Genomic DNA, 22,498 nt, shown 5'->3' with positions numbered 1-22,498 from the left:
TCAGCTCCGGGTGAGGTCTCCGGCGAAGGCGCCGACGGTGAGGTGGAGGCTGCCGTCGGCGTTGAGGGTGTAGACCTGCTCGTGCGGGTCGGCCACGCAGCCGGTGAGGGCGCTCATCGTCCGCGTCTTGAGGACCAGGCGGTCGGTGCCGACGCCGATCAGGTCGGCGACGGAGTCGCAGTACCGGGTGCCGGGGCCGGTGTTGTTGTGGATGGTCCCGACCGGGTCGCCCTTGCGGCCCTGGGCGACGGTGATCTCGAGGTCGGCCGCGATGCCGCTCTGGCGGTTGGTGAGGCTGCCGTGCCAGCCGCCCAGGAAGCCGGCGGGTATCGTCCCGGCGTCCGGCTTCGCGGACGGGTCCGTGGCCGGGCTCGCAGCGGCGGAGGTCGGCGAACTCGCCTCCGTGGACGGACCGGTGGCCGCGACCGAACGGGCGCCGCCGGCCTGCTTCCCGCCGCCCGCCTTGTGGGTGCCCGGGATGCCGGCGAAGTAGACGGCCGCACCGGCCGCCAGCACCACCGCCACCACGGCGGCGACGACCGGCAGGACCCGGCTGCGGGGGACGGTCCCGTCCGCCGCCGCCCGGGTCTCGGCGGGGAGCGGGGCGGAGGCCGCCGTGGCGGCCCCCGTGGGCGGGTGGTCCGGAGGCGGCGGCGCCACGGTCATGCCCGAGACCGTCGGAGTACGGAGGGAGTAGCCCGACGGTTCCTCAACGGCCTCCACCTGTGCGGGGGTTGCTGCCTGCGAAGGATCTGCGTCCGGGTCGAGGTCCAGCAGGTCCACCGCGAGCCGGGCGAGCTCCCCCGCCACCGGGGCCGGCAGCCAGTCGCGCGCCGTCAGCCGGTCCGCCGCCGCGCCGTCCTCCGCCACCAGCCGGGCGCGGAGCGCGGCCGGGGTCGGCCGCTGTTCCGGGTCCTTGGCGAGGCAGGCGGCGACGAGCTCCCGCAGCCCGGGGTCGAGCGTGTCGAGCCCGCCGAGGTCGGGTTCCTCGTGCAGGACCCGGTAGAGCAGGACCGGCGTGCTCACGCCCGCGCCGAACGGCGGGACGCCGGTGGCGGCGTACGCCAGAACCGTGCCCAGCGAGAAGACGTCCGAGGCCGGGCCGACGGTCAGCCCTTCGGCCTGCTCGGGCGAGAGGTAGCCGGGTGAGCCGACCATGAACCCGGAGCGGGTGAGTGCGGTCGCGGCGTCCAGGGCCCGGCTGATGCCGAAATCGATGAGCCGCGGTCCGTCCAGGGCCAGCAGGACGTTGGAGGGCTTGACGTCCCGGTGGACGAGGCCGAGGCCGTGCACCACGTCCAGCGCCTCGGCGAGCCCGACGCCGAGCGAGCGGACGGCGGCGGCCGGCAGCGGGCCGTACATGCGGACCGCCGAGCCGAGCGACGGGCCGGCGATGTAGCCGGTGGCCACCCAGGGGTGGTCGCTCTCGGTGTCGGCGTCCAGCACCGGCGCGGTCCAGCGGCCGCCGACCCGCCGGGCGGCCGCCACCTCCTGCCGGAAGCGCACCCGGAACTCCCGGTCGGCGGCGAAGGACGAGTGGACCATCTTCACCGCGACCGTACGGCCGCCGGCGGTCCGGCCCAGGAACACCTGGCCCATCCCGCCCGCGCCCAGCCTGCGGAGCAGCCGGTACTCGCCCACCTGTCGAGGGTCCGCGGACCCGAGTGCCTCCACGCCGCCGTTCCCCTCGCCGTCCTGCCGTCGCGCCGTTCTTCCGTGACGCCGCCCGTCCTTCAAGCCCGTCCTTCACGCCAGACGGTATCGGCCACCGACCCGGTTCCGGCCTGAAGATCGGAAAAACGGCGAGCGGCCGACGCGACCCGCCGCCCCCGTGACCCCGTGACCCCGCGGTACGACGATTTCGCTGGTCCGGGTGACGCGGCGGGCGCGCCGCTCCCCCGGCCGTCGGTCCGCGCTGATAGCAAGGTCGCGAACCGATCGGTTCGATGACGAATCGTCACGTCGAGGGACACCATGAGCAGCAGCGTCGCCGGCGCCGGCCCTTCCGGGCTCCGCGCCGACATGAAGCACCGCGCCGACGGCAACCACCGGACGTACGGGATCCATCTGCGCTGGCAGATCGGGGACAACCAGCCCGACCACCCGGCGTGGCCGCCGCCGGCGGACTGGGACGAGGGGAGGGCGCCGTACCCCCACCAGTACGAGGTGTGGATCGACGGCGTGGCCCGCCAGACCCTGTACCTCTACTGGCCCGCCTGGGACTGGTCCCCGGCCAACTCCCACTGGGTGGACCTGGGCGAGGCGCCGGAGGCCGAGTACCGGGTGAAGCTCCGGGCCAGGGTGGACGGGCAGTTCACCGAGTTCACGCAGGAGGTGGCCGTCCGGCGGGACGGCGCCGTGCCCTGGTCGGCCCCGGAGCCGCGCCGGAACGCCCCGGCCGTCGCCACCACCGCCTCGCCCCGGCACGGGACGATGGACCAGCCGCGCAGCCGGGCCGGGGCCGCGATCCGGGACACGGACTCCGCGCCGATCTGCGTCGAGGCGCGGCGGCTGAACACCAGCACCGACTGGCAGGAGGTGCTGCCCGGCGCGGAGCGGATGCTCGCCGACTACCCGTGGAACGACGCCCAGAAGTACCTGGAGTACCGCAAGTTCTTCGAGGGCAACACCGTCGCCTCCACCGGCAACCCGGCGTTCCGGGGCCTGGACCTGGTACCGGACGGCTCCCTGGGCGACTGGCCGGTGACGGTGCTCAAGGCCGACGCCGACAGCCACACCTTCAGCTACGACTACATGGCGTACCACACCGGGGAGTCCTGGTCGCACCGCTGGTTCCTGACCCGGCAGGGCTGGGATCCGGCCGGCGGACTGGCCTGGGAGGACCTGGAGCCCGTCCCGTTCCTGGTGGAGGTGCAGGGCGCCGACCGCGAAGAGGACTCCACGCAGTGGGAGTTCGCCACCCTGCCGCACCGGACCGGCCGCGCCGCGATCGTCCACGTGTGGGGCGGTCACGGCGGCCCGGACACCCCGGACGGGGGCAACGGCCGCAAGACGGGTGAGTTCTTCCTGTCCGTGTGCGACGTCGAGTTCCGGTAGTCCTCGGCTGAACGCCGCGGAACGCGACGGCGGCCGGGAGCCGGACGGGTGTCCGGTCCCCGGCCGCCGGGCGGTCAGGCTCTTGCTCGGGCCCTGGTTCTGGCGCCGGCTCGGGCCCTGGGCGCAGGATCAGGGCCGGAGCGCAGCGCCAGGAACGGGGCGCGGCGTCAGGAGCGGGCGAGCATCTCGAGGGTGTCGATGACGCGGTTGGAGAAGCCCCACTCGTTGTCGTACCAGGCCACCACCTTGACGTGCTTGCCGTCGACCCGGGTGAGGGCGGCGTCGAAGATGGAGGAGGCGGGCTGGCCGGTGATGTCGCCGGAGACCAGCGGCTCGTCGGCGTAGTCGAGGATGCCCTTGAGCGGGCCGTCGGCGGCGGCGGCGTAGGCGGCCAGCACCTCCTCGCGGGTGACCTCGCGGGAGACGGTGGTGTTCAGCTCCACGATGGAGCCGACCGGGACGGGCACCCGGATCGAGTCGCCGGACAGCTTGCCGTCCAGGTTGGGCAGGACCAGGCCGATCGCCTTGGCGGCGCCGGTGGTGGTGGGCACGATGTTCACGCCGGCGGCGCGGGCACGGCGCAGGTCGCGGTGCGGGCCGTCCTGGAGGTTCTGCTCCTGGGTGTAGGCGTGCACCGTGGTCATGAAGCCGTGCTCGATGCCGGCCAGGTCGTCCAGCACGGCGGCCAGCGGGGCCAGCGCGTTGGTGGTGCAGGAGGCGTTGGAGACGATCGTGTGCAGGGCCGGGTCGTAGGCCTCGGTGTTCACACCGTAGGCGAGCGTGACGTCGGCGCCGTCGGAGGGGGCGCTGACCAGGACGCGCTTGGCGCCGGCCTTGAGGTGGGCCCGGGCGTCCGCCGCGGCGGTGAACCGGCCGGTGGCCTCCAGCACGATCTCCACGCCCAGCTCGGCCCACGGGAGGTTCGCCGGCTCGCGCTCGGCCAGCACCTTGATGCGGCGGCCGTCGACGACCAGGTCCCCGCCGTCGACCTCCACGGAACGGCCGAGGCGGCCGAGGGCGCTGTCGTACTTGAGCAGGTGCGCGAGGGACTCGGGAGCGCTCAGGTCGTTGATCGCCACGACCTCCAGGTCGCTGCCGCGCTCCAGCAGGGCGCGAAGGGTGTTGCGTCCGATGCGGCCGAATCCGTTGACGGCGATGCGGGTCATTGCGCTTCCTCTCGTTGCGTTCCGCCATCCATGGTCGGCATACCGGTCGTGCTCGGACAGTGGCCCGGATGCCAGTGTCCGCAAGGATCTCGCCAGACTCCCCGCCATCGACCGCAAGGATCTCGCCACGCCTCCGCTGCGGCCGGGCGGCCGGGCGGCCGCTCAGGCCGAGGACGGCCGGCGGCTCACGCCGAGAAGGTGTGCCGGTACTCGGTCGGGGAGGTGCCGAGGATGCGCTGGAAGTGCAGCCGCAGGTTGGCGGCGGTGCCCAGCCCGACCCGGTCGGCGATCTGCTCCACGCCCAGGTCGGTGCGTTCCAGCAGTTCGCGCGCCAGGTCCACCCGGGCCCGCAGCACCCACTGCATCGGGGTGTAGCCGGTGTCCTCGACGAACCGCCGCGAGAAGGTCCTGGCCGAGACCCGAGCGTTGCGGGCCAGCGCCTCCAGGGTGAGCGGCTCGGCAAGGTGCGCCAGGGCCCACTCCCGGGTGTCGGCGAACAGGTCGCCGAGCGGCTCGGGCACGCTGCGCGGCACGTACTGGGCCTGGCCCCCGCTGCGGTACGGCGCCGCCACCAGGCGCCGGGCGACGTGGTTGGAGAGCCCGACGCCGTGGTCACGCCGGACCAGGTGCAGGCACAGGTCGATGCCGGAGGCCGCACCGGCGGAGGTGAGCACGTCGCCCTCGTCCACGAACAGCACGTTCTCGTCCACCCGCACCAGCGGGTGCCGCGCGGCAAGCGCCTTGCTGTAGTGCCAGTGGGTGGTGGCCCGCTTGCCGTCCAGCAGCCCGGTGGCGGCCAGCGCGAACGCGCCGGTGGAGATCGCCGCGAGCCGGGTGCCGCGCTGGTGGGCGGCCGTCAGCGCCTCGACCACCGCGGCCGGCGGCTCGGTGGTCGCCGGCTCCCGGTAGCCCGGGATGAACACGGTGTCCGCCTGCTCGAAGGCCTCCAAACCCTCGGCCACGTGGTACGAGAGCCCGTCGCCGCCGGTCACCAGCCCGGGCGCGGCACCGCAGACCCGCACCTCGTACGGCATGCTCGGCCGGCTGGAGAACACCTGCGCGGGAATGCCGACGTCCAGCGGCTTCGCACCCTCCAGGACCAGCACGGCGACGTGGTGCTTCCTCGTGGCCACCGGGCCACCTCCGCCTTCTCCCGCGGCCGGGTCCGGCCCCCTGTGACCCGAACCGTCCCTACCGCAAGCATCCTGCCACCGGGCGGCCCTCGGTTCACCCCGGCTCCCGCCTCCGCCACCGGCCCGGGGACGGCGTCCAGGGGATCCGGACGGACCCGCCGGCCCCTCGCTCAGTCGCCCCTGACGAGGAAGTCCGGCCCGGGTCTGCGGCCACGCGGTCCGCAGGTAGTGCTCCTCGGCGGCACGCCAACGCCCGATCCACGCCTCGGAGTTCTCCCCGCGCGCCCGGACGCGCCGCAGGCAGGTCTCGCGCGGGGTGTCGACGTAGACGGTGAGGTGGTACCAGGGCGCCAGCTCGGGGCGGGCGGCGTACACCCCCTCGACGATCACCACACCGCCCGGGGCGACCTCCTGCCAGGCGCCGAGCCGCCCGGTCGACCAGTCGTACACCTGGTAGCGGGCCGGGCGGTCCGAGCGCAGCGGGTCGAGCACCTGCTCCCGGAGGCGCTCCCAGTCGAAGTACCGCCGGTACCCCTGCTCGGCGTCGAGCCGCTCGCGCTCGGCCTCGGGCATCGGGCGGTAGAAGTCGTCCCCGTGGACGACCACGGCGCCGGTGATCAGTTCCGCCACGGCTGCCGCCAGGGTGGTCTTGCCGGACCCGCCGGTGCCGTCGACGGCGACCAGCCTGGTGGCCCCCGGGGTCGCGGCGGATCCGAGCACGGCGTCGGCGATGTCCCGCGCCCGCACGGCCGTCTCCGCCATCCGCCGGGGAGTGAGCGGCTCGGCGCCCCGGGCGGGGCTGGTGAGCACCAGCTCCTCTGCCGTCCCGAGGTCGCCCGGACTGCCTCCGAGGAGGGCCCGGGTGACGAGGACGGCGTCCATGAGCTCCACCCCTCGCTCCGCCAGCACCCGCTGGACCCGCTCCATGCCGCCGTCCTCGGCGAGCAGCGGCTCGCACTGCCGGGCGAGCGCGGTCAGCCGGACGACCCGGTCGGGGTCGAGGCCCCGGATGTCTGCGAACACGAGAAGCATCGTGGGCGGCCTCCGCGGCCCGGGGCAAACGGCTTTCCCCCGATGCGGTCGGCGACCTGCAGGACGGTGAGCGGGTCGGTCCCGCGGTCGGCCATGAGAACTGCGCGAAACCGGAAGATGCCCACCGAAAGCCCGCGGCGGACGGAGGATTAACCCACCTACCGCCCCCAAGTACAGGCGAGCCCCTCCCGCTGCGCACAGCACCCCGCGCGGCCCGGGCGGACAGCACCCCCGCGTCCTAGGCTCGTGTCTGCCCGCCGCTCGCCCCCGGCCCCGTGCCCGTGCCCGGTCGAGCGGCCCGGACGGACGAAAGGACCGCGGATGTCCTCCGAGCAGACCGCACCGGGCCCGGCCGCCCCCGCCCCCGCCCCCGACGGCGCCCCCGACGGCGCCTACGGCGAGTCCCTCTTCGAGCCGTGGAAGCCCGGCGAGGGCACCCGTATCGACCTGGGCTCCCTCGCCTACGACCACGTCACCCGCGCCCGTCTGCGCTCCCTCGGTGCCGGTCCGGGCGCGCGGTGCTGCGAGATCGGCGCCGGGACCGGCACGATCGCCCGCTGGCTGGCCGGGGAGGCCGGGGTCCGCGAGGTACTCGCCGTCGACCGGGACGTGCGGTTCGTGGAGCCGTACGCGGGCGGGCCGCTGCGGACGCTCGCCGCCGACGTCACGGCGCCGGACTTCGACCCGGGACGGTTCGACCTGGTCCACGCCCGGTTCGTGATGATGCACCTGCCGGAGCGCCGCCGGATCATGTCCCGGCTGCGGGATCTCGTCTCCCCGGGCGGGCATCTGCTGCTCGGCGACGCGATCGACCTCACCACGGCCGGTCCGCCCGACACCCCGTACCGGCTGGCGATGCGGGCGATGTGGGCGGCGCTGCGGGCCACCATCGGGACGGACGTGACCTGGACGCCGGGCTATCCGCGGCTGCTGCGCGAGCTCGGGCTGTCCGAGGTCGGCGCGGAGGTGCACGTGCCGGCGCTGGTCGCGGGCAGTCCGATCGGCGCGTTCTGGCTGGACACCTGGGACCGCAGCCGCGCGGCCATGCTCGCCACCGGCATCCTCGACTCCGCCACGCTCGACGAGGCCCGGAAGGCCCTCACCGCCGGAACGGTCGCCGACCTCTCCCCCGGCCTGATCACCGCCTGGGGCCGGGTCCCCTGACCGCACCGCCCGCGCCGGCCGCCCCTGCCCCCGCCTCCGCCACGACCTCGAACACCGCCGGCCCCACGGTCAGTACGCCGTCGCTCAGCGGCGTGCACCGCACCCCTCCCCCGCCCCGCAGGGCCCGCTGCGCGCCGGGACCGATCTCGGCGTCCATCCAGGCGCAGGGCCGGGCCGCACGCCGGACGGCGAGGAGCACCGGGCCGGTCCCGCAGTCCAGGGACACGGTCGCGCCCACGTACGCGTCGATGTCCACGCCGCGGAGCAGCACGTTGCGCCGGGTCTGCCGGAGGTCCACGGCGGGGTCGATGTCGAGCGGGAGCCGTTCGGCCGCCATGAGGGTGAGGGCGGCGTCGCGGTGGGCCGGGCGGGCGAAGTAGCGGTCGCCGACGATCCCCAGGCCACCGCGCACCTCGGCCCGGGTGACGAGTTCCCCCGGGGACTCCGCGGACGGGCCCTCGGCGGGGCGTCCCTCGTAGCGGTGTCCGGGCGACACCAGCAGCTGCACCACCTCGATCGCGACCATGGGATCCACCCTACGGTCCGGAGGCTCCCGCCCCGACCCGGCCGCGGGGCCGTCCCACGGTGAGGGGCCGGCCCCCGGCCGCGCGGTGGGTCAGGAGCCGAGCAGGACCGGCAGTTCCTTGCGGCCGTTGGAGATGAACGACTCCAGCGGGCGCAGCTCCTCGACGGGGGTGGCGAGGGTGAGCCCGGGGAAGCGGTCGAAGAGGGCGGTGAGGGCGATCCGGGCTTCCAGGCGGGCGAGTTCGGCGCCGAGGCAGAAGTGGGTGCCGTGGCCGAAGGAGAGGTGGTCGCGCCGGGTCTCGCGGGTGAGGTCGAACCGGTCGGCGGTGGCGCCGTGCAGGCCGGGGTCGCGACCGGCGGCGGCGAAGCCGATGACCAGCATCTCGCCCTCGGGGAGGGTGATCCCGGTCTCCTCGTCGTACACGTCCTCGGTGGCGAAGCGGGGGATGATGTTGGCGACGGGGGCCTGGTGGCGCAGGGTCTCCTCGACCACGTCGGTCCACGCGGCCCGGCCGTCGCGGACCAGGGCGAGCTGGTCGGGGTGGCGGACCAGGTTGACCACGGCGTGGTCGAGCAGGTTGACGGTGGTCTCGTGGCCGGCGCCGATCAGCAGCAGGAGGCTGTCCAGGAGTTCCTGCTCGGACAGGCCGGTGCCGGTCTCGTCGTCGTGGGCCTCGATCAGCACGCTGGTGACGTCGTCGCCGAGGTCCTTGCGCTTGGCCTCGACGAGTTCGGCGAGCAGCCGGTAGACGGCCTGGCCGTTGAGGACGGACTGCTCGGCGCTGACGTCGGTGTCGAAGAGGCTGCCGACGGTGGTGCGGAAGGCGTCGTGCATCGACTCGGGTACGCCGAGCAGGGTGTTGACGACCATCAGCGGCAGCACCCAGGTGAAGCGGGCGTGCAGGTCCACGGGCCGCTCGCGGTCCTCGGCGGCGAGCTGCTCGATCAGGTCGGCGGTGATCCGCTCGATCGCCGGGGTCAGCGCGCGGACCCGCCGGGTGGTGAAGGCGCGGCCGATCAGCCGGCGCAGCCGGGTGTGCTCGTCGCCGTACGCGGTGAGGGCGTTGCGGACGTCGACCCAGATCCGCAGCGGCCAGTCCTCGGGCACCTCACCGGCGAGGTACGCCGTCCAGTGCCGGTGGGCGTCCTTGGAGACCCGCGGGTCGGTGAGCAGCCGCTTGATCAGCCCGGGGTCGGTGACCGCCCACGCCCGGATGCCCCCGGGCAGCTCCACCTCGGCCGCCGCCCCCTGCGCCCGCAGCGCGGCCGCCTCCCCGTGGAGGTCCGCCCCGGTCGGGTCGAGCCGGTACGGGCATCGCTGAGCATCCGTCAGCTGTGTGTCCATCAGAAAGCCTCCACAGTCGGATCGGTGGCCACGCCCTGCACCCCCCGATACAAGATCAACGACCAGACTGTACCCGCACCACCCCCACCCCGGAGGCCCCTTTTCCGGCCAGGGCCGACCGCCCGCGGTTCCGCGGGGCCGGTCACCGGCCGGGCAACGGAGCCGGTCCCGGTAGGGTGGCGATCATGGTGGGGTGGGGGTTGCGGGCGGCGTCGGTGGCGGATGTCGAGGCGGTGGCGGAGCTGCGGGCGGTGGTGCTGCGGGCGGATCTGGAGCGGCTGGGGCGGTACGACGGGCGGCGGGTGCGGCAGCGGCTGCGGGGGGCTTCGCGCCGGAGCACACCTGGGTGATCGAGGTCGAGGGCGCGTTCGCCGGTTGCGTGGCGCTGCGGCCGGCCGGGGACGTCCGCCGGCTGGAGCACTTCTACCTCTCCCCGCATCTGCAGGGCGCCGGCATCGGCGGGGCGGTGCTGGGCGAGCTGCTGGGGCGCTGCGACCGTGACGGCGTCGCGGTGCGGCTGAACGTGCTGCGGGGCAGCCCGGCCCGGCGGCTGTACGAGCGCCACGGCTTCACGCTGGAGTCCGAGGACCCGGTGGACGTGTTCCTGGTGCGCGAGCCCGCCGCGGGGGTCGCCCCGGGTCGGTAACTCGGTGGCGGTCCCCGGCCGTCAGCGACGATCGTGGTCGCCATGAGCGATCAACCCGAGCGATGGACGCAGGCGACCGTCCACCCCGACATGTGGGCCGACCCGGCCGACGACCCCCGTCACACGGAGGGCACCGGCCCGGACGGCGAGCTGGCGACGCTGCGGGACTTCCTGGTGAACTACCGCGTCACCCTCCGGATGAAGTGCGAGGGCCTCGACCCCGAGCAGCTGGCCCGTCGTTCGGCCGCGCCGTCGACCATGTCGCTGCTGGGCCTGGTCCGGCACCTCGCCGAGGTGGAGCGGGACTGGCGCAACTGGCTCACCGAGGCGGACCCGCTGCCGAAGCTGTACGGCGTGCGGGACGGCGACTTCGACGGCGCCGTGGCCGATCCGGCCGTGGTCGACGCCTCCTACGCCGACCTGGAGCGCGAGCAGGCCGAGACCGACGCCGCGCTGGCCGCGTTCACGGACCTCGGCGAGCGCGTGGGCAAGGACCGGGTGGCGATCCGCGAGCTGCTGGTGCACCGGATCGAGGAGTACGCCCGCCACTGCGGACACGCCGACCTGCTGCGCGAGCGCATCGACGGCCGCGTCGGCCAGTGAGCCGCCTCCGGCGATGAGCCGCGGTCGGCTCGTCGTTCACGAGTGAAGCCCCGACCGGGCCCGGTCCGCACCCGCGGAGCCGGGCCCGGCGGCGTTCCCGGCGGCCCGCCCCACGACGCACGCACCCCTCTTGTGAAATGCGTCCAGTGGACGCATGATGGTGCCGCCGCTCAGCCGACCGTCGAGAGGGGACCCGGTGTCGGAGACGATCAGCGCCTTCATGCCCGTCCAGGAGGGGCTGGAGTTCGCCCTTCCCCCGCAGTTCGCCACCGTCGAGGAGGAGCGTGAGCACCGCAAGCAGCGGTTGGCGGGCGCCTGCCGGATCTTCGGGCGGTTCGGCTTCTCCGAGGGCGTGGCCGGGCACATCACCGTCCGCGACCCGGAGTTCCCGGACATGTTCTGGGTGAACCCGTTCGGCATGTCCTTCCGGCAGGTCCGGGTCTCCGACCTGATCCTGGTCGACCACGAGGGGCGGGTCCGGCACGGCCGGAAGCCGGTCAACCGCGCCGGTTTCGTCATCCACTCGGCCATCCACGCCGCCCGCCCCGACGTGGTCGCCGCCTGTCACGCCCACGCGACCCACGGCAAGGCGTGGTCGAGCCTGGGCCGTCCGCTCGACCCGATCACCCAGGACGCCTGCGCGCTGTTCGAGAACCACGTGGTGGTGGCCGACGGCGGCGGCGAGGTGGTGGTCGACGAGAAGGCGGGTGCCCTGCTGGCCGCCGGGCTGGGGCCGCACCGGGCGGCGATCCACCAGAACCACGGTGTCTTCACCGTGGGCGAGAGCGTGGACGAGGCCGCCTGGTGGTTCATCACCATGGAGCGCAGCGCCCAGGCGCAGCTGCTCGCCGAGGCCGCCGGGACGCCGAGGGTGATGAGCCCGGAGGCGGCCCGGTACACCCGCGAGCAGACCGGCTTCCCGCTGGCCGGCTGGTTCTCCTTCCAGCCGCTGTGGGAGGACATCGTCCGCTCCGACCCGGACCTGTTCGAGTGAGCACGCCGGCGGCAACACCGCCCCCGCAGCCGGGTTCGGCGTCCTGGTGGCGCCAGCGGTACGCCGACCGGGCCGGCCGGCGGCCGCGGGTGGGCGGGCTCTCGCTGGAGGCGATCACCGGCGCGGCGCTGGAGATCGCGGACCGGGACGGGCTGGACGCCCTGACCATGCGCCGGCTGGCCGACCACCTGGGCACCCGGCACACCTCGCTGTACCGGCACGTGGCCAGCCGCGAGGAGCTGCTGGTCGAGCTGGTGGACCGGGTCCTGGCGGAGGTGGTGCTGCCGGCAGAGCAGCCGGACTGGCGGGCGGCGGTCGCCGCGGGCGCCCGCGCGTTCCGGCGGGTGCTGCGCGACCACCCGGCGGTGGCGCCGCTGTTCGTCGCCGGGCAGCTGCTCGGGCCGAACGCGATGCGGGCCCGCGAGCACGGCCTGGGCCTGCTGATCCGGGCGGGCTGGCCGCCGGCGAGCGCGGTGCACATCTACCTGACGCTGATGCACTTCGTCATCGGCGCCGCCCAGATGGACGCCGGCGGTGCCGCCCGCACCGCCGACCAGCGGGCCGCCATGGCCGACCTGTTCGCGAGCCTGCCGGCGGACACCCATCCCGTGGTGCGGAAGCACGCCGAGCTGCTCAACACCCCGGACAGCGACCAGGAGTTCGACTTCGGCCTGCAGTCCCTGCTGGACGGCATCGGCAGCCGCCCGGACCACCCGGACCACGCGGAGGGCCCGTGAATCCGCTGACGCCGATCGAGGACCCGTTCCCGCCCCTCCGTGAGTGGGTCGCGGGCGGCCGCCGCCTGGCCGTGGGCGGGCACACGCTGTTCGTCCGGCAGGACGGCCCCGGGGACGGGCGGCCGGTGACCCTCGTCCACGGCTTCCCGACCTCCTCGCACGACTGGGCGGGCGTGGTGCCCGCCCTGGCCGCCGGCGGCTGCCGGGTGACCACCCTCGACCTGCTGGGCTTCGGCGAGAGCGACAAGCCGCGCGACCACGCGTACTCCCTGCTGGAGCAGGCCGACCTGGTCCAGGCGGTGTGGGAGGAGCTGGGCATCGGCAGGACCGCTCTGGTCGCCCACGACTACGGCGTCAGCGTCGCCCAGGAGCTGCTCGCCCGCGACCCTGACCGGATCGTCCGGATGGCCTGGCTGAACGGCGGCCTGTACGCCGACCTGCACCGCCCGGCCCTGGTCCAGCGGCTGCTGCACGGCCCGCTGGGCCCGCTGCTGGCGCGGGCGATGACCGAGCGCGGGTTCCGCGCCTCGATGCGGCGGGTGCTGTCCCGCCCGGTGTCCGACCGGCTGCTGCACGAGATGTGGCTGGGCGTCGCCCGCGCGGACGGGCGGCTGCTGGCCCCACGGCTGCTGCGGTACATCGACGAGCGCCGGACGTACGGGACGCGGTGGAACAGGGCCCAGGAGGGGTACGCCGGGCCGACCCTGTTCGTCTGGGGCCCGGCCGACCCGATCAGCGGCGCCCACGTGCTGGCCCGGGTGCGTCGGCGGATGCCGCGTGCCACGGTCGTCGAGCTGTCCGGCCCGCCGCCCACCGGCCACTACCCGCAGGTCGAGAACCCGAGCGAGGTCGCCGCAGCCCTGGCGGAGTTCCTGACCCGCTGACCGGCGCCCCGCGTCCTCCCCGCGCCTGCGGGGGTCAGCCGCTAGGTGGAGTTCCTCGGTGATGTCCGGCGCGGCGATCGAGACGATGGTCTGGTCGATGAAGGTCATCGCGCTGGCGAACATCATCGCGGCCAGGGCGAAGCGCTCGTTCGCCCGGCGTTCCGGCCGGCCGTCTGCGGCGGGGGGCGGGGGCTCGGGTCTCGTGTTCACAGGCCAACGATCGCGGCGACCGGGTGACGTCGCACCTGCTCTCACCCGGCCGGTCCGGGCCGACGTGCCCTCAGGAGGCCGTCCCCGCCGTCCCCGCACCGCCGTCGGCGAGCAGCTTCCGGGCCCGCTCGGCGGGGTCGTAGTCCGGCCCGACGCCCTCGACCAGCACCAGGTCGCCGTCGATGTGGTCGGCGCGCAGCCGCTTGATGGCCTCGTAGGCGGGCGAGTCGTACCAGGCGCGGGCGGTGGCCAGGTCGGGGAACTCGATCAGCACCATGTTCCCGGTCCAGCTGCCCTCCACCACCTCGGTCCGGCCGCCGTGGATGCGGAAGCGGCCGTGGAAGGGGGTGAGGGTGTCCTGGATCCGCTCCAGGTACTCGACGATGTCGGGGTGCGGGCGCCGGTCGTGAAGGTGGGCGAAGCCGTATGCGGGCATGGTCTGCCTGCCTCTCCGTCGGATTCGGGTCCCGGTTCGGGTCCCGGTCGGTGGGCCGGTCTCCGGTGGAGGCCGCCGACGTCGACGCTAGTCACCCGCGCCGGCCGCGGCGATTACCCCGGAGGGAAGGGCGACCGGCGCTGAGGCCCTCGACGGCCGACGGGTGAGGCGGTGTCAGGGGAACCGGAGCGTGAGGTCGGCGGTGTGCACCTGGCCGCCGGTCTGGAACTGCAGGTAGAGCCGCCAGTCCCCGGACATGGCGAGCGCGGAGTGGAAGGTCAGGGTGGGGCCGCCGTGGTCGCCGGCCACCGCGTCCAGCGGGTGGAGGTGGGCCAGTCCCTGGTCGCCCGCGTGGAAGGCGCTGAGGTGGGCGTAGCTGTCCAGGTACGGCTGGAGGTCGGTGACGGGCTGTCCGTCCTTGCTGACGGTGGCGGTGAGCTGGCTGCCGCCGCCGGTGGCGGGCACCTGCCGCACGCTGACCGTGTAGCCGTCGACGGTGGCCCGGCCGACGTCACCGGCGGGGCCGGCCGGGGCTGCCGGGGCCGCCGCCGGGGCGGGCTGGCCGGGCACCTTCACCGTGCGGCTGAGGATGAGTTCGCCGCGGTGGCTTCCGCCGGCCCCGGGGACGAAGGAGGCGTACAGCCGCCAGTTGCCCGGGTCGAGGGCGGCCAGGTCGGCGGTCCAGGTGCCGTCGGCGGCCATCACGGGGTGCAGGTGCTGGTAGCCGCCGAGGTCCTCGCGGATCGCGTAGAAGTGCATCGGCTTGGTCTGGACGGTGGTGAACTCGGTGACCGGGCGGCCGTCCGGGCCGGTGACGGTGAACGGGTAGCCGCTCGCCAGCCCGGCGGGCAGGTCGGTCACCGGGGAGTTCAGCCGGTAGCCGCCCAGTTCCTCGGCCAGTCCCCGGGCGGCCGCGAGCACCCAGGGCGAGGTGGGCATCGCCGGATCCGCCGGCGGGACGGCGGCCGGGGGCGCGGCCGCCGTCCCGGCGCGTCCGGTGGCCGCCCTGACCGCGACCTGCTCGTCGGCCGGGGTCGAGCCCAGGAGGAACAGCGTGCCGCCGAGCAGGGCGGGGATCCCGGCGGCCAGGGCCCAGCCGCGGGAGAACGAACGCGGGGAGTCGAGCATCATCAGGTGGTTCCCGTCCTGGCGGCGCCCGCGAGCGGGGCGCGGGTGAGGGGGCGGAAGGCCCGTACGGTGCGGTGGTGGCCCGCCATGGCCGTCCTCCTTCCCCTCGCGTGCTGCCCGGCGGCGGGCGGAACCCGCCCGGACCGGGGTGCGCCGCCGAGGCGCACGGTGGGGAGACCCGCAGGGCGGGGCGCGATAACGGAAAGTCGAGCGCCGATCCAAGCGAGGCCGTGGTCAGGACTCGACAGGGGCGGCTGGCGGCAACGAGCCCAGGGCCCGGGCGAGCCGTTCGACCTGCCGGGGAGCGAGGTGCGCGGTCAGGTCGGCGGCGGCGCGCGGGCTGGCCGCGGCGTCGCAGCGGACCAGGCCGGGGACGGACCGCCCGGCGGCCGGACGGGACCACGGCAGGCGGTGCCAGGGCAGGCGGCGGCGTGGCTCCGGTACGGCCGGGGGCGTCCACCGGGCTGCGGGCCAGATCGGGCGTTCCAGCAGGAACCGCGCGGCGTCGGTCGCATCCGGAGTCGGGACTCCGGCCGCGGCGAGCGCCGTGCCGATCACCTCGGGCGCGTCGGCCGGGGTGTCCGCGTCGCCGAGCGCCGGGAGCAGCAGGAGCAGCCGCGCCCGCGGGTCGTGGACGCCCGGGGCGGCACGGTCCGGGGTGCGGGCGAGGTGGGTGAGCTCCGTCCAGGACAGGCCGGGTCCGGACTGCCGCTCGGGTGTGCCGAGGCGCTGCGCGAGGTAGCGGTCGAAGGTGGCCAGGTTCAGCAGACGGGGCGACCAGTCGGGGTGGTGGAGGGTGACCTCCGTCCCCCACTCGGTGGGGATTTCCAGGCTCGAAACCCGGAGGGTGTGCCCGCCGTCGAGGGGCAGTCGGAACTCCGAGGCGCCCCACAGGTACCCGTCCCAGGCCGCCTCGGCGGCGGTGGCGTCGGTGCCGAACCAGGCGGCGAGACGGCGGCCGTCCGGTCCCTCCAGTCCCCACATGCGGGTCAGGTAGGCGGGCCACAGTGTGGGGAAGAGCGGGCCCTCCCCCGGGATCAGCAGGTCGTCGCACTCGCCGTCGGTCAGCACCGGTCCAGCCTGCCAGCACCGGCGGGGCGATCCTCCGCCGGGGCCGCCCCCGGATCGTCCGGGGGCGAGAAGGTGAAGGCACACCGAGCCGCGCGGCGAGCTCGCGGCCGACCGCCGACGCCGCCGCCTCCGGCCGGACCGACGCGCTTCCGGCCACCGCGCTTCTGGTCGCCGCCCGGCCGGGCAGTCCGGCCGCCCGAGCGGCCACCCCCGGGCCTGGGTGCGGTCCGCCGCCTCCCGGACGTCGAGCGGTAGGGCGTGCCGGATCGGGTTCTCCGTGACCGCCGTCCGACGACCCGCCGGCCGGTCCGCGCAAAGCCCTTCCGTCCCGCCGGCTGCTCGGGGTTCAGTAGACGGGCTGACCGTCCGCCAGGTGCCCGTACCCGCCCGCCTGCCAGACCAGTACGCGGAACTCGCCCAGGCTGAGCGCCCGTCCGTCGCCGCCGGCTCGCCGGCCGAGGTGCACCGTGGCGCAGCGGGCGCAGTACCGGCCGCGGGACCAGACCGCCTCCGCGGCGGGCCGCCCGGCGAGCAGCCGGCGGTACAGGGCGCGGCGGTACGCCGACCAGGCGAACAGGGCCACCGCCACCAGCAGGGCGGCGAGCGAGATCCAGCCGAGGAACGCAAGGTCCACGTCGGCGCCGCGCGGCTGCCGGGCGTAGGTCGCATAGCTGACCAGCTCGGGGAGGTCGTCGTCGTTCCCGCTGAACCAGTGGCCGCCGGCCGCCCCGCCGATGAACGTGCCCAGCGAGACCAGGGCGGCGAGCACGCCCAGCGCCGTACGCCCGGCCGTCGGCAGTGGGTTCTCCGGGACGGGCGCCAGGGCGCGGGCGAGGGCGCTGGTGGTCTCCCGGGTCACGGTGCGGTTCGTGCCGTCGGCGTCCTGCGCGGCGGGCAGGGTCACCCGGTCGTGGCCGCCGAGGTAGACGGCCGGGACGCTGCGCACCTGGTCGTCCCGCCCACAGCCCGGGCAGGGCTCCAGGGCGGCCCCGGGCTCGGCGTCGTTCGTCCCCATGGTCTCTCATTCCCCCCGTGCCGCAGGCGTACGGCCGTACGGCGTCCGTCCACCCTATCGACCCCTGGAACCATCGCGCCTGATTGTTCGTCACCGACGGTGGTGACCCGGAACGGCGAGGAGGTCGGGATGCCGGAGTGGTTGCTCGCGGTCGCCGTCCCGGTGGGCGTGCTCGGGCTGGTGGGCGGCGGGTTCTGGCTGTGGGCGCGGCACGGCACCCAGGACCCGGTGGAACATCACAGCTCCATGCCCGACGAGTACACCCCGCCGGACGGCTGAGCCGCCGCCCCCGGCGTCCGCCACGCTCCGCGCCCGCGGCCCCTGCGGTGCCCGGCGGCGGACGGGGTCAGCGCCGCCGGGCGAGGGTGACGCCGTCGCGGACCGGGAGCATCACGGCCTCGACGCGGTCGTCCGCGGCGATCAGCTCGTTGAGGCGGCGCATCGCGGTTGCGGCCTCCTCCCGGCAGCCGGGGTCGAGGACGCGGCCGCCGAGCAGGACGTTGTCCAGGACGACCAGGCCGCCGGGCCGCAGGCGCCGGACGATCTCCTCGTAGTAGTCCGGGTAGCCGGTCTTGTCGGCGTCGATGAAGGCGATGTCGATGACCCGGTCCTCGGGCAGGGCGCGCAGGGTGTCGATGGCCGGGGCGATCCTGAGGTCGATCCGGTCGGCGACCCCGGCGCGCTCCCAGGCCCGGCGGGCCACGGCCGTCCACTCCTCGCTGACGTCGCAGGCCAGCAGCCGCCCGTCGGCGGGCAGGGCGCGGGCGATGCACAGCGAGGAGTACCCGGTGAAGACGCCGACCTCGACGGCGAACCGGGCGCCGGTCAGCCCGACGAGCATGCCCAGCAGCACGCCCTCGTCGTGCGAGACCTGCATGCCGGCCGCTCGGCCGGTGGCCTCCCGGGTCTCGGCGGTGAGCTCCTGGAGCAGCGCGTCGGGGGCGGTGCTGTGGGCGACCAGGTACGCGTCGACGGCGGGGTCGCGGAGTTCGAGGGTCTCCCAGCCGCGGGGCTCGCTCCAGTCCACGGCGAGCTCGTCCCGGGCGGCGAACCGCACCAGGTGACGGGTGATCACGTCCTGGACCTTGGCGAGGCCCTCGAAATCCTCGGCGCGGGCGGTGAGTTCGATGGTCCCGGCGGTCGGGGCGAGGTCGCAGCGGCCGTAGTCGAGGGTGATGGAGCCGCGGCCGTCGGCGGCGAGTTCGGTGGTGACCTTGTGGGCCATGTGGGAGACCAGCTGCTTGATGTAGCGCTCGGGACGGTCGGTGGTGACGAGCGCGGTCGACAGAGGCATGGGTGGGCCTTCCTGATGCTTCCGGGAAACCAAGCGTCGAGAAAAGTGGACGCTTCGACGGAACGGATTCTGACGCCCCGTCGACCGGCTTGTCAAAGCGTCGAGAGTTGTGGACACTTTCCGGCGTGACGGACGCGGACGACGAGAACGGCACCACCGACCGGGGTGAGGACACCCGGACCGTGGTGCTGCGCAGCCCCGAGCAGTTCAAGGCCCTGGGACACCCGGTACGCCACCGCATGGTGAACGCGCTGCGGCAGCGACCGGCGACGCTGCGGCAGCTCGCCGAGGCGATGGGCACCAGCAAGGGGACGGTCGACTACCACGTCCGCGTGCTCCGGGAGGCGGGGCTGGTCCGGCCGGGCGAGACCCGGCAGGTCCGCGGCGGCACCGAGCAGTACTTCGCGCTGACCGGCGACTCCTTCGTGTTCTCCGAGGAGTCCGCGGGCGGCGCCGAGTTCCTGATCAACGCCGCGCTGTCCGAGATGCTGCCCCCGCGCCCGGGCCAGCCGGAGCACACCGTGCTGCGCCACCTCTGGCTCACCGAGTCCGAGGCCCGGGCCCTGGCCGACCGGATCCGCGCGGACGTCGACGGCCCGCTGCCCACCGACAGCTCCAGCGGGGAGCCGTACGGCCTGCTGGTCAGCCTCTTCCCCGCCGACATCCCCGGCCTCGGCCCCGACCCGGACGCCTGACGCGCGACGCCGACGGTGGCACCGCCACCGGGGGCAGAACGGACGCGGGCCCGGTGCGCGGAGAGCGCACCGGGCCCGGCCATGTGGTAGCGGGGACAGGATTTGAACCTGCGACCTCTGGGTTATGAGCCCAGCGAGCTACCGAGCTGCTCCACCCCGCGTCGGTGAACCCCACTCTACGGGCTACCGGCCCCGAAAAGGAAATCCGATTCCACCGCCGACCGCCCGGCACCGCCGACCGCCCGGCAGCGCCGTGGACCGGCCTGTCAGTGGGTGGGTGGAGGATCGCCTCATCCGCCGCCCGACACCCGAGGGGGTTCCCACCGTGCCGATCACCGACCCGAAGGTCGCCCAGCACCGCTTCCTGCACGCCCTGGACGGCGACGACTACTACCCGGACGCGCTGCTCGACCGCGGCCGGGACATCCTGGTGCGGCTGTGCGAGCGGATCGAGGCGGAGCTGCCGGCCGACCTGGTGGCCCTCTACGCCCTCACCGCTGCCGCCACCGAGGAGTTCAACGTCCTGCAGGACGCCTCGAGGCGGCGGGCAGCGAGATCGAGACGGTGGCCCGCGAGGAGATCGCCGAGGACTTCGGCTTCATCGCGGACGCCTACGGGTTCGCGGACGCGGATGTGGAGGAGCTGATCGCCGTCCGCGACTGGTGACGCCGCGCGGGCGGTCGGAGCGGACCGGAGGGCGTCAGACCTCGCCGGCGGGTCTCGGTGCGGCGAGGCCCTCGGACGGGAGGGGGGACTGGCAGACCGCGCACAGTTCGTGCCGGCCCTCGTCGGTGATCACCGTGCCCCAGCCGCGGCAGGCACCGCAGTCCCGGGCCAGTTCGACGTTCGCACGGATATGAGGAGTTCGGGGGTGGACTCCATAAGTCATCAGTGATGTTCCTCGGTAGAGCGTTATCACGTATGACCAGTTTGCCATACTTTGCATATCTATAAACGCGGCTGCGATGACATACGGCGCCTGCGGTTCCCGGGCCGTGCCACGAACGGACCGTCCCGCGTTGCCCACCGGCCGTGACCGCTCCTCCAATGGCATCGGGTGGCGGCACGCCCGCCGCCCGCCTCGGCGTGCCCGCCCGAGGACGCCCGAGAGGACTGGGAGCTGCGATGCACCTGCGTACCGTCTACGCGACCGGCGACCCCGCACTGATCGACAGTGCGTTGGACGCCCTGACCGCCGAGGCCCCGGGGCTGCTCGCGCCCCAGCCCGGCTACCAGGGCTTCGGCCTGTTCGCCGACCGCGAGCTGGGCAAGATCGTGATGGGCAGCTGGTGGGAGACCGAGGAGGACCAGCAGGCCAGCGACCTGCGGCTGCGGGACCGGCGGACGGCTCTGCTGGGACCGTTCGCCAGCAGCATCGCCACCGACGTCTGGGAGGCGGCGGTGTACACGCCCCCGGCGCGGCTCGGCGCCGGGGCCGGGTTCCGGATGCTCCGCTTCGACTTCGATCCCGCCTCGGCGGAGCAGATGATCACGGCGGCCCGGGAGTCGGTCCTGCCGGCGCTGCGGGAGACGCCCGGGTTCGAGTCCTTCACCCTGCTGGTCGACCGCGCGGCCGGGCGCGGTTCCGCGGGGGCACTGCACACCGACCGCGCGGCGCTGGTCGCCTCGCGCGGCCCGAGCGCGGCGGTCCGTGCCGCGGGCGTGCCGCGGACGGGCGTGGTGATCCGCAGCCTGGAGGAGTTCGAGGCGGTCCTCCTGCACCGGCCGGAGGGCTGACACCGCCCGGACCGGCCCCGCGTCGCCGCGGTGACGGACCGTCGGGTCCGGGATGGAGCTGGGAAGGTGCCGTTCACGGGGTCGGCCGATGGCGTGGGTGGTGGGGGTCCGGTGGCCGTTGCGGATGCCGGGCCCGCCGGGCGGCCCTCGTGGACGCCGCTGCTGGCGGTGTGCGCCGGGTACTTCATGGTGATCCTCGACGTGACGATCATCAATGTCGCGGTGCCGGTGATCGGCCGCGAGCTGTCCGCCTCGCTCACCGAGATCCAGTGGATCACCGACGGGTACACCCTGGTCTTCGCCGGGCTGCTGCTCACCGGCGGCGCCCTCGGCGACCGGCTGGGCAATCGCCGGGTGTTCTGCACCGGCGTCACCGTGTTCGCCGCCGCCTCGCTGGTCTGCGCGCTGGCGCCGGACACCCCCGCCCTGGTGGCGGGCCGGTTCGTGGAGGGGCTGGGTGCGGCGCTGATCGTGCCCGGTTCGCTGGCGCTGCTCCAGCAGGCGTACCCGGATCCGGCGGTCCGCTCGCGGGCGTTCGGGCTGTGGGGGTCGGTGGCGGGTGTCGCCGCCTCGGCCGGGCCGCTGCTGGGCGGGCTGCTGGTGTCCACCACGGGGTGGCGGTGGGTGTTCCTGATCAACCTGCCGGTCGGGGTCGCCTGCCTGGTCCTGACGCTCCGCCACGTCGACCGCTCGCCGCGCCTGCCGTCCCGTCCGCTGGACTGGCCGGCCCAGTGCGCCGTGGTGGCGGCGGTGGCGCTGCTCACCGGGGCGCTCAACGAGGCCGGGCGGCTGGGCTGGTCCTCCCCCGCCGTCCTGGCCGGGTTCGCCCTGGCCGGACTGGCCGTCGCTGGGTTCGCGCTCCGTGAGCGGCTGGCCCGGTCGCCGGTCCTCCCGCTCGGGCTGCTGCGCTCCCGGGCGATGAGCGGCGGCGCGGTCATCGGGCTGCTGTTCAACTTCGGCTTCTACGGCATGGTGTTCACCGCCAGCCTGGACTTCCAGCACCAGCGCGGGTACAGCGCGCTGGTGACGGGGGTGGCGCTGTTCCCCGCGGTGGCGATGACCATGTTCGCCTCCGCCCTGTCGGGCCGGCTCGCCCACCGGACCGGCGACCGCCCGCTGGTCGTCGGCGGTCTGCTGCTGGCCGCGGCGGGGCTGGCCGGCTGGGCGGCGGCGGGCACCGAACCCCCGTACCCGGCGCTCGTCCTGCCGATGATGGCCGCGGGGTTCGGCACCTCCTTCGCCCTCACCGGGTCCACCGGCACCGTGATGGGGTCCGCGCCGGCGGGCTACGCGGGCACGGCCTCCGCCCTGTTCAACACCACCCGCCAGGTCGGCAGCGCCGTCGGCGTGGCCCTGGGCGGCACCCTGCTGGCGACCGCCGTCGACTACGGCAGCGGGGTGCGGGTCAGCATGGCGGTGGGGGCGGCCGCCTACCTGGCGGCGGCGGGGCTGGCCCGGCTGTGCGTACCGGCGCGGCCGCGCTCGGCGTGACCCCGGGCCCGCCCGGCTCCTGCGGCGCCGTCAGACCGGCGCGGCCCCGCCCCGGTGTGGCGTGCGGGGGTCCGGGGTGGTGGCTACGCTGGACGTGATCCCCGGCCCGCCGGTCGGGCGTCGGCGGGACAGGCA

At 74.8% G+C, this 22,498-nt stretch carries 21 protein-coding genes, 1 tRNA gene and 4 pseudogenes; 12 read left to right on the top strand and 14 right to left on the bottom strand.

Annotated elements, in window-relative coordinates; translation table 11 throughout:
- A complete protein-coding gene (locus ABWK59_RS33555; RefSeq protein ID WP_354644435.1) occupies window positions 1–1,641 on the bottom strand; it encodes a serine/threonine-protein kinase in 1,641 nt (546 codons plus the stop codon).
- 333 nt (window positions 1,642–1,974) lie between these two features.
- Here ABWK59_RS33555 and ABWK59_RS33550 point away from each other — a divergent pair, with 333 nt between their 5' ends.
- Window positions 1,975–3,057, top strand: coding sequence for a lytic polysaccharide monooxygenase auxiliary activity family 9 protein (locus ABWK59_RS33550; protein ID WP_354644434.1), 1,083 nt, complete (start codon window positions 1,975–1,977; stop codon window positions 3,055–3,057).
- A gap of 167 nt (window positions 3,058–3,224) precedes the next feature.
- Here the strand turns inward: ABWK59_RS33550 and gap are convergent, their stop codons facing one another.
- The 3 genes and pseudogenes from gap to ABWK59_RS33535 form a co-directional block, all read right to left on the bottom strand.
- On the bottom strand, window positions 3,225–4,223 hold the full coding sequence (gene gap, locus ABWK59_RS33545; RefSeq protein ID WP_354644433.1) for a type I glyceraldehyde-3-phosphate dehydrogenase: 999 nt from the start codon (window positions 4,221–4,223) through the stop codon (window positions 3,225–3,227).
- 185 nt (window positions 4,224–4,408) lie between these two features.
- Window positions 4,409–5,356, bottom strand: a complete 948-nt coding sequence (locus ABWK59_RS33540; protein ID WP_354645184.1) for a GlxA family transcriptional regulator — start codon at window positions 5,354–5,356, stop codon at window positions 4,409–4,411.
- 216 nt (window positions 5,357–5,572) lie between these two features.
- Window positions 5,573–6,118, bottom strand: a pseudogene (locus ABWK59_RS33535) (uridine kinase family protein); the annotation flags it as partial.
- 591 nt (window positions 6,119–6,709) lie between these two features.
- On the opposite strand from ABWK59_RS33535, the gene ABWK59_RS33530 reads away from it, so the two are divergent.
- Window positions 6,710–7,552, top strand: coding sequence for a class I SAM-dependent methyltransferase (locus tag ABWK59_RS33530; protein ID WP_354644432.1), 843 nt, complete (start codon window positions 6,710–6,712; stop codon window positions 7,550–7,552).
- On the opposite strand, the gene ABWK59_RS33525 is transcribed toward ABWK59_RS33530, so the two are convergent.
- Window positions 7,527–8,078 carry a molybdenum cofactor biosysynthesis protein gene (locus ABWK59_RS33525; RefSeq protein ID WP_354644431.1) on the bottom strand — a complete coding sequence of 184 codons (552 nt, stop codon included), beginning with the start codon at window positions 8,076–8,078 and terminating at the stop codon, window positions 7,527–7,529. The two genes, ABWK59_RS33530 and ABWK59_RS33525, sit on opposite strands and share 26 nt — an antisense overlap.
- A gap of 90 nt (window positions 8,079–8,168) precedes the next feature.
- Complete coding sequence (locus tag ABWK59_RS33520) at window positions 8,169–9,422, bottom strand: cytochrome P450 family protein (RefSeq protein WP_354644430.1); 1,254 nt, start codon at window positions 9,420–9,422, stop codon at window positions 8,169–8,171.
- A 185-nt stretch (window positions 9,423–9,607) separates the two neighbouring features.
- Between ABWK59_RS33520 and ABWK59_RS33515 the strand changes: the two are divergent.
- The 5 genes and pseudogenes from ABWK59_RS33515 (at window position 9,608) to ABWK59_RS33495 (ending at window position 13,286) form a co-directional block, all read left to right on the top strand.
- Window positions 9,608–10,068 (top strand): annotated as a pseudogene (locus ABWK59_RS33515) (GNAT family N-acetyltransferase).
- Window positions 10,069–10,110: 42 nt separating this feature from the next.
- Window positions 10,111–10,671, top strand: a complete 561-nt coding sequence (locus tag ABWK59_RS33510) for a DinB family protein (RefSeq protein WP_354644429.1) — start codon at window positions 10,111–10,113, stop codon at window positions 10,669–10,671.
- A gap of 220 nt (window positions 10,672–10,891) precedes the next feature.
- Entirely contained in the window at window positions 10,892–11,665 is a 774-nt protein-coding gene (locus ABWK59_RS33505; protein ID WP_354645183.1) for a class II aldolase/adducin family protein, read from the top strand.
- Complete coding sequence (locus ABWK59_RS33500; RefSeq protein WP_354644428.1) at window positions 11,662–12,402, top strand: TetR/AcrR family transcriptional regulator C-terminal domain-containing protein; 741 nt, start codon at window positions 11,662–11,664, stop codon at window positions 12,400–12,402. The genes ABWK59_RS33505 and ABWK59_RS33500 overlap by 4 nt, the downstream gene beginning before the upstream one ends.
- Complete coding sequence (locus ABWK59_RS33495; protein WP_354644427.1) at window positions 12,399–13,286, top strand: alpha/beta fold hydrolase; 888 nt, start codon at window positions 12,399–12,401, stop codon at window positions 13,284–13,286. Before ABWK59_RS33500 ends, ABWK59_RS33495 begins: the two co-directional genes overlap by 4 nt.
- A gap of 280 nt (window positions 13,287–13,566) precedes the next feature.
- Here the strand turns inward: ABWK59_RS33495 and ABWK59_RS33485 are convergent, their stop codons facing one another.
- From ABWK59_RS33485 to ABWK59_RS33470, 4 genes are all read right to left on the bottom strand, one after another.
- A complete protein-coding gene (locus ABWK59_RS33485) occupies window positions 13,567–13,932 on the bottom strand; it encodes a DUF1330 domain-containing protein (RefSeq protein ID WP_354644426.1) in 366 nt (121 codons plus the stop codon).
- A 174-nt stretch (window positions 13,933–14,106) separates the two neighbouring features.
- Complete coding sequence (locus tag ABWK59_RS33480) at window positions 14,107–15,063, bottom strand: hypothetical protein (RefSeq protein ID WP_354644425.1); 957 nt, start codon at window positions 15,061–15,063, stop codon at window positions 14,107–14,109.
- A gap of 231 nt (window positions 15,064–15,294) precedes the next feature.
- On the bottom strand, window positions 15,295–16,131 hold the full coding sequence (locus tag ABWK59_RS33475; protein ID WP_354644424.1) for a hypothetical protein: 837 nt from the start codon (window positions 16,129–16,131) through the stop codon (window positions 15,295–15,297).
- 346 nt (window positions 16,132–16,477) lie between these two features.
- The gene (locus ABWK59_RS33470) at window positions 16,478–17,146 is read right to left on the bottom strand and encodes a hypothetical protein (protein ID WP_354644423.1); all 669 of its coding nucleotides are present in this window, start codon (window positions 17,144–17,146) and stop codon (window positions 16,478–16,480) included.
- Between the two features lie 129 nt (window positions 17,147–17,275).
- Here ABWK59_RS33470 and ABWK59_RS33465 point away from each other — a divergent pair, with 129 nt between their 5' ends.
- Window positions 17,276–17,425 (top strand): hypothetical protein, encoded by a 150-nt coding sequence (locus tag ABWK59_RS33465; protein WP_354644422.1) that lies wholly within the window; start codon window positions 17,276–17,278, stop codon window positions 17,423–17,425.
- Window positions 17,426–17,492: 67 nt separating this feature from the next.
- On the opposite strand, the gene ABWK59_RS36665 is transcribed toward ABWK59_RS33465, so the two are convergent.
- Together ABWK59_RS36665 and ABWK59_RS36660 are read right to left on the bottom strand one after the other, a co-directional pair.
- Window positions 17,493–18,107: an O-methyltransferase gene (locus tag ABWK59_RS36665; protein ID WP_420492961.1), complete on the bottom strand. Its 615-nt coding sequence runs from the start codon at window positions 18,105–18,107 to the stop codon at window positions 17,493–17,495.
- 66 nt (window positions 18,108–18,173) lie between these two features.
- Window positions 18,174–18,440, bottom strand: a pseudogene (locus ABWK59_RS36660) (DUF2218 domain-containing protein); the annotation flags it as partial.
- A gap of 125 nt (window positions 18,441–18,565) precedes the next feature.
- Here ABWK59_RS36660 and ABWK59_RS33455 point away from each other — a divergent pair.
- On the top strand, window positions 18,566–19,135 hold the full coding sequence (locus tag ABWK59_RS33455) for an ArsR/SmtB family transcription factor (RefSeq protein ID WP_354644420.1): 570 nt from the start codon (window positions 18,566–18,568) through the stop codon (window positions 19,133–19,135).
- An 84-nt stretch (window positions 19,136–19,219) separates the two neighbouring features.
- Here ABWK59_RS33455 and ABWK59_RS33450 read toward each other — a convergent pair.
- A tRNA-Met gene (locus ABWK59_RS33450) sits at window positions 19,220–19,296 on the bottom strand.
- Window positions 19,297–19,460: 164 nt separating this feature from the next.
- Here ABWK59_RS33450 and ABWK59_RS33445 point away from each other — a divergent pair.
- Window positions 19,461–19,801, top strand: a pseudogene (locus ABWK59_RS33445) (DUF5713 family protein).
- A 34-nt stretch (window positions 19,802–19,835) separates the two neighbouring features.
- Here ABWK59_RS33445 and ABWK59_RS33440 read toward each other — a convergent pair.
- Window positions 19,836–20,024, bottom strand: coding sequence for a hypothetical protein (locus ABWK59_RS33440; protein ID WP_354644419.1), 189 nt, complete (start codon window positions 20,022–20,024; stop codon window positions 19,836–19,838).
- Window positions 20,025–20,260: 236 nt separating this feature from the next.
- Between ABWK59_RS33440 and ABWK59_RS33435 the strand changes: the two genes are divergently transcribed.
- The gene (locus ABWK59_RS33435; protein ID WP_354644418.1) at window positions 20,261–20,872 is read left to right on the top strand and encodes a hypothetical protein; all 612 of its coding nucleotides are present in this window, start codon (window positions 20,261–20,263) and stop codon (window positions 20,870–20,872) included.
- Between the two features lie 186 nt (window positions 20,873–21,058).
- On the top strand, window positions 21,059–22,363 hold the full coding sequence (locus ABWK59_RS33430) for an MFS transporter (protein WP_420492960.1): 1,305 nt from the start codon (window positions 21,059–21,061) through the stop codon (window positions 22,361–22,363).
- Window positions 22,364–22,498: the final 135 nt, after the last annotated feature.

This window comes from Kitasatospora sp. HUAS MG31 (assembly GCF_040571325.1).
In the GTDB taxonomy this organism is placed as follows: domain Bacteria; phylum Actinomycetota; class Actinomycetes; order Streptomycetales; family Streptomycetaceae; genus Kitasatospora; species Kitasatospora camelliae.
The sequence above is the reverse complement of the archived record's forward strand: the minus strand, read 5'-3'. Positions and strand labels throughout refer to the sequence as shown.

Excerpts from the sequence above, each read along its gene's own strand:
- ABWK59_RS33550 (WP_354644434.1), top strand. The coding sequence starts at position 1,975 with ATGAGCAGCAGCGTCGCCGGCGCCGGCCCTTCCGGGCTCCGCGCCGAC.
- gap (WP_354644433.1), bottom strand. The coding sequence starts at position 4,223 with ATGACCCGCATCGCCGTCAACGGATTCGGCCGCATCGGACGCAACACC.
- ABWK59_RS33530 (WP_354644432.1), top strand. The coding sequence starts at position 6,710 with ATGTCCTCCGAGCAGACCGCACCGGGCCCGGCCGCCCCCGCCCCCGCC.
- ABWK59_RS33525 (WP_354644431.1), bottom strand. The coding sequence starts at position 8,078 with ATGGTCGCGATCGAGGTGGTGCAGCTGCTGGTGTCGCCCGGACACCGC.
- ABWK59_RS33520 (WP_354644430.1), bottom strand. The coding sequence starts at position 9,422 with ATGGACACACAGCTGACGGATGCTCAGCGATGCCCGTACCGGCTCGAC.
- ABWK59_RS33510 (WP_354644429.1), top strand. The coding sequence starts at position 10,111 with ATGAGCGATCAACCCGAGCGATGGACGCAGGCGACCGTCCACCCCGAC.
- ABWK59_RS33505 (WP_354645183.1), top strand. The coding sequence starts at position 10,892 with ATGCCCGTCCAGGAGGGGCTGGAGTTCGCCCTTCCCCCGCAGTTCGCC.
- ABWK59_RS33485 (WP_354644426.1), bottom strand. The coding sequence starts at position 13,932 with ATGCCCGCATACGGCTTCGCCCACCTTCACGACCGGCGCCCGCACCCC.
- ABWK59_RS33480 (WP_354644425.1), bottom strand. The coding sequence starts at position 15,063 with ATGATGCTCGACTCCCCGCGTTCGTTCTCCCGCGGCTGGGCCCTGGCC.
- ABWK59_RS33470 (WP_354644423.1), bottom strand. The coding sequence starts at position 17,146 with ATGGGGACGAACGACGCCGAGCCCGGGGCCGCCCTGGAGCCCTGCCCG.
- ABWK59_RS33465 (WP_354644422.1), top strand. The coding sequence starts at position 17,276 with ATGCCGGAGTGGTTGCTCGCGGTCGCCGTCCCGGTGGGCGTGCTCGGG.
- ABWK59_RS33440 (WP_354644419.1), bottom strand. The coding sequence starts at position 20,024 with ATGACTTATGGAGTCCACCCCCGAACTCCTCATATCCGTGCGAACGTC.
- ABWK59_RS33435 (WP_354644418.1), top strand. The coding sequence starts at position 20,261 with ATGCACCTGCGTACCGTCTACGCGACCGGCGACCCCGCACTGATCGAC.
- ABWK59_RS33430 (WP_420492960.1), top strand. The coding sequence starts at position 21,059 with ATGGTGATCCTCGACGTGACGATCATCAATGTCGCGGTGCCGGTGATC.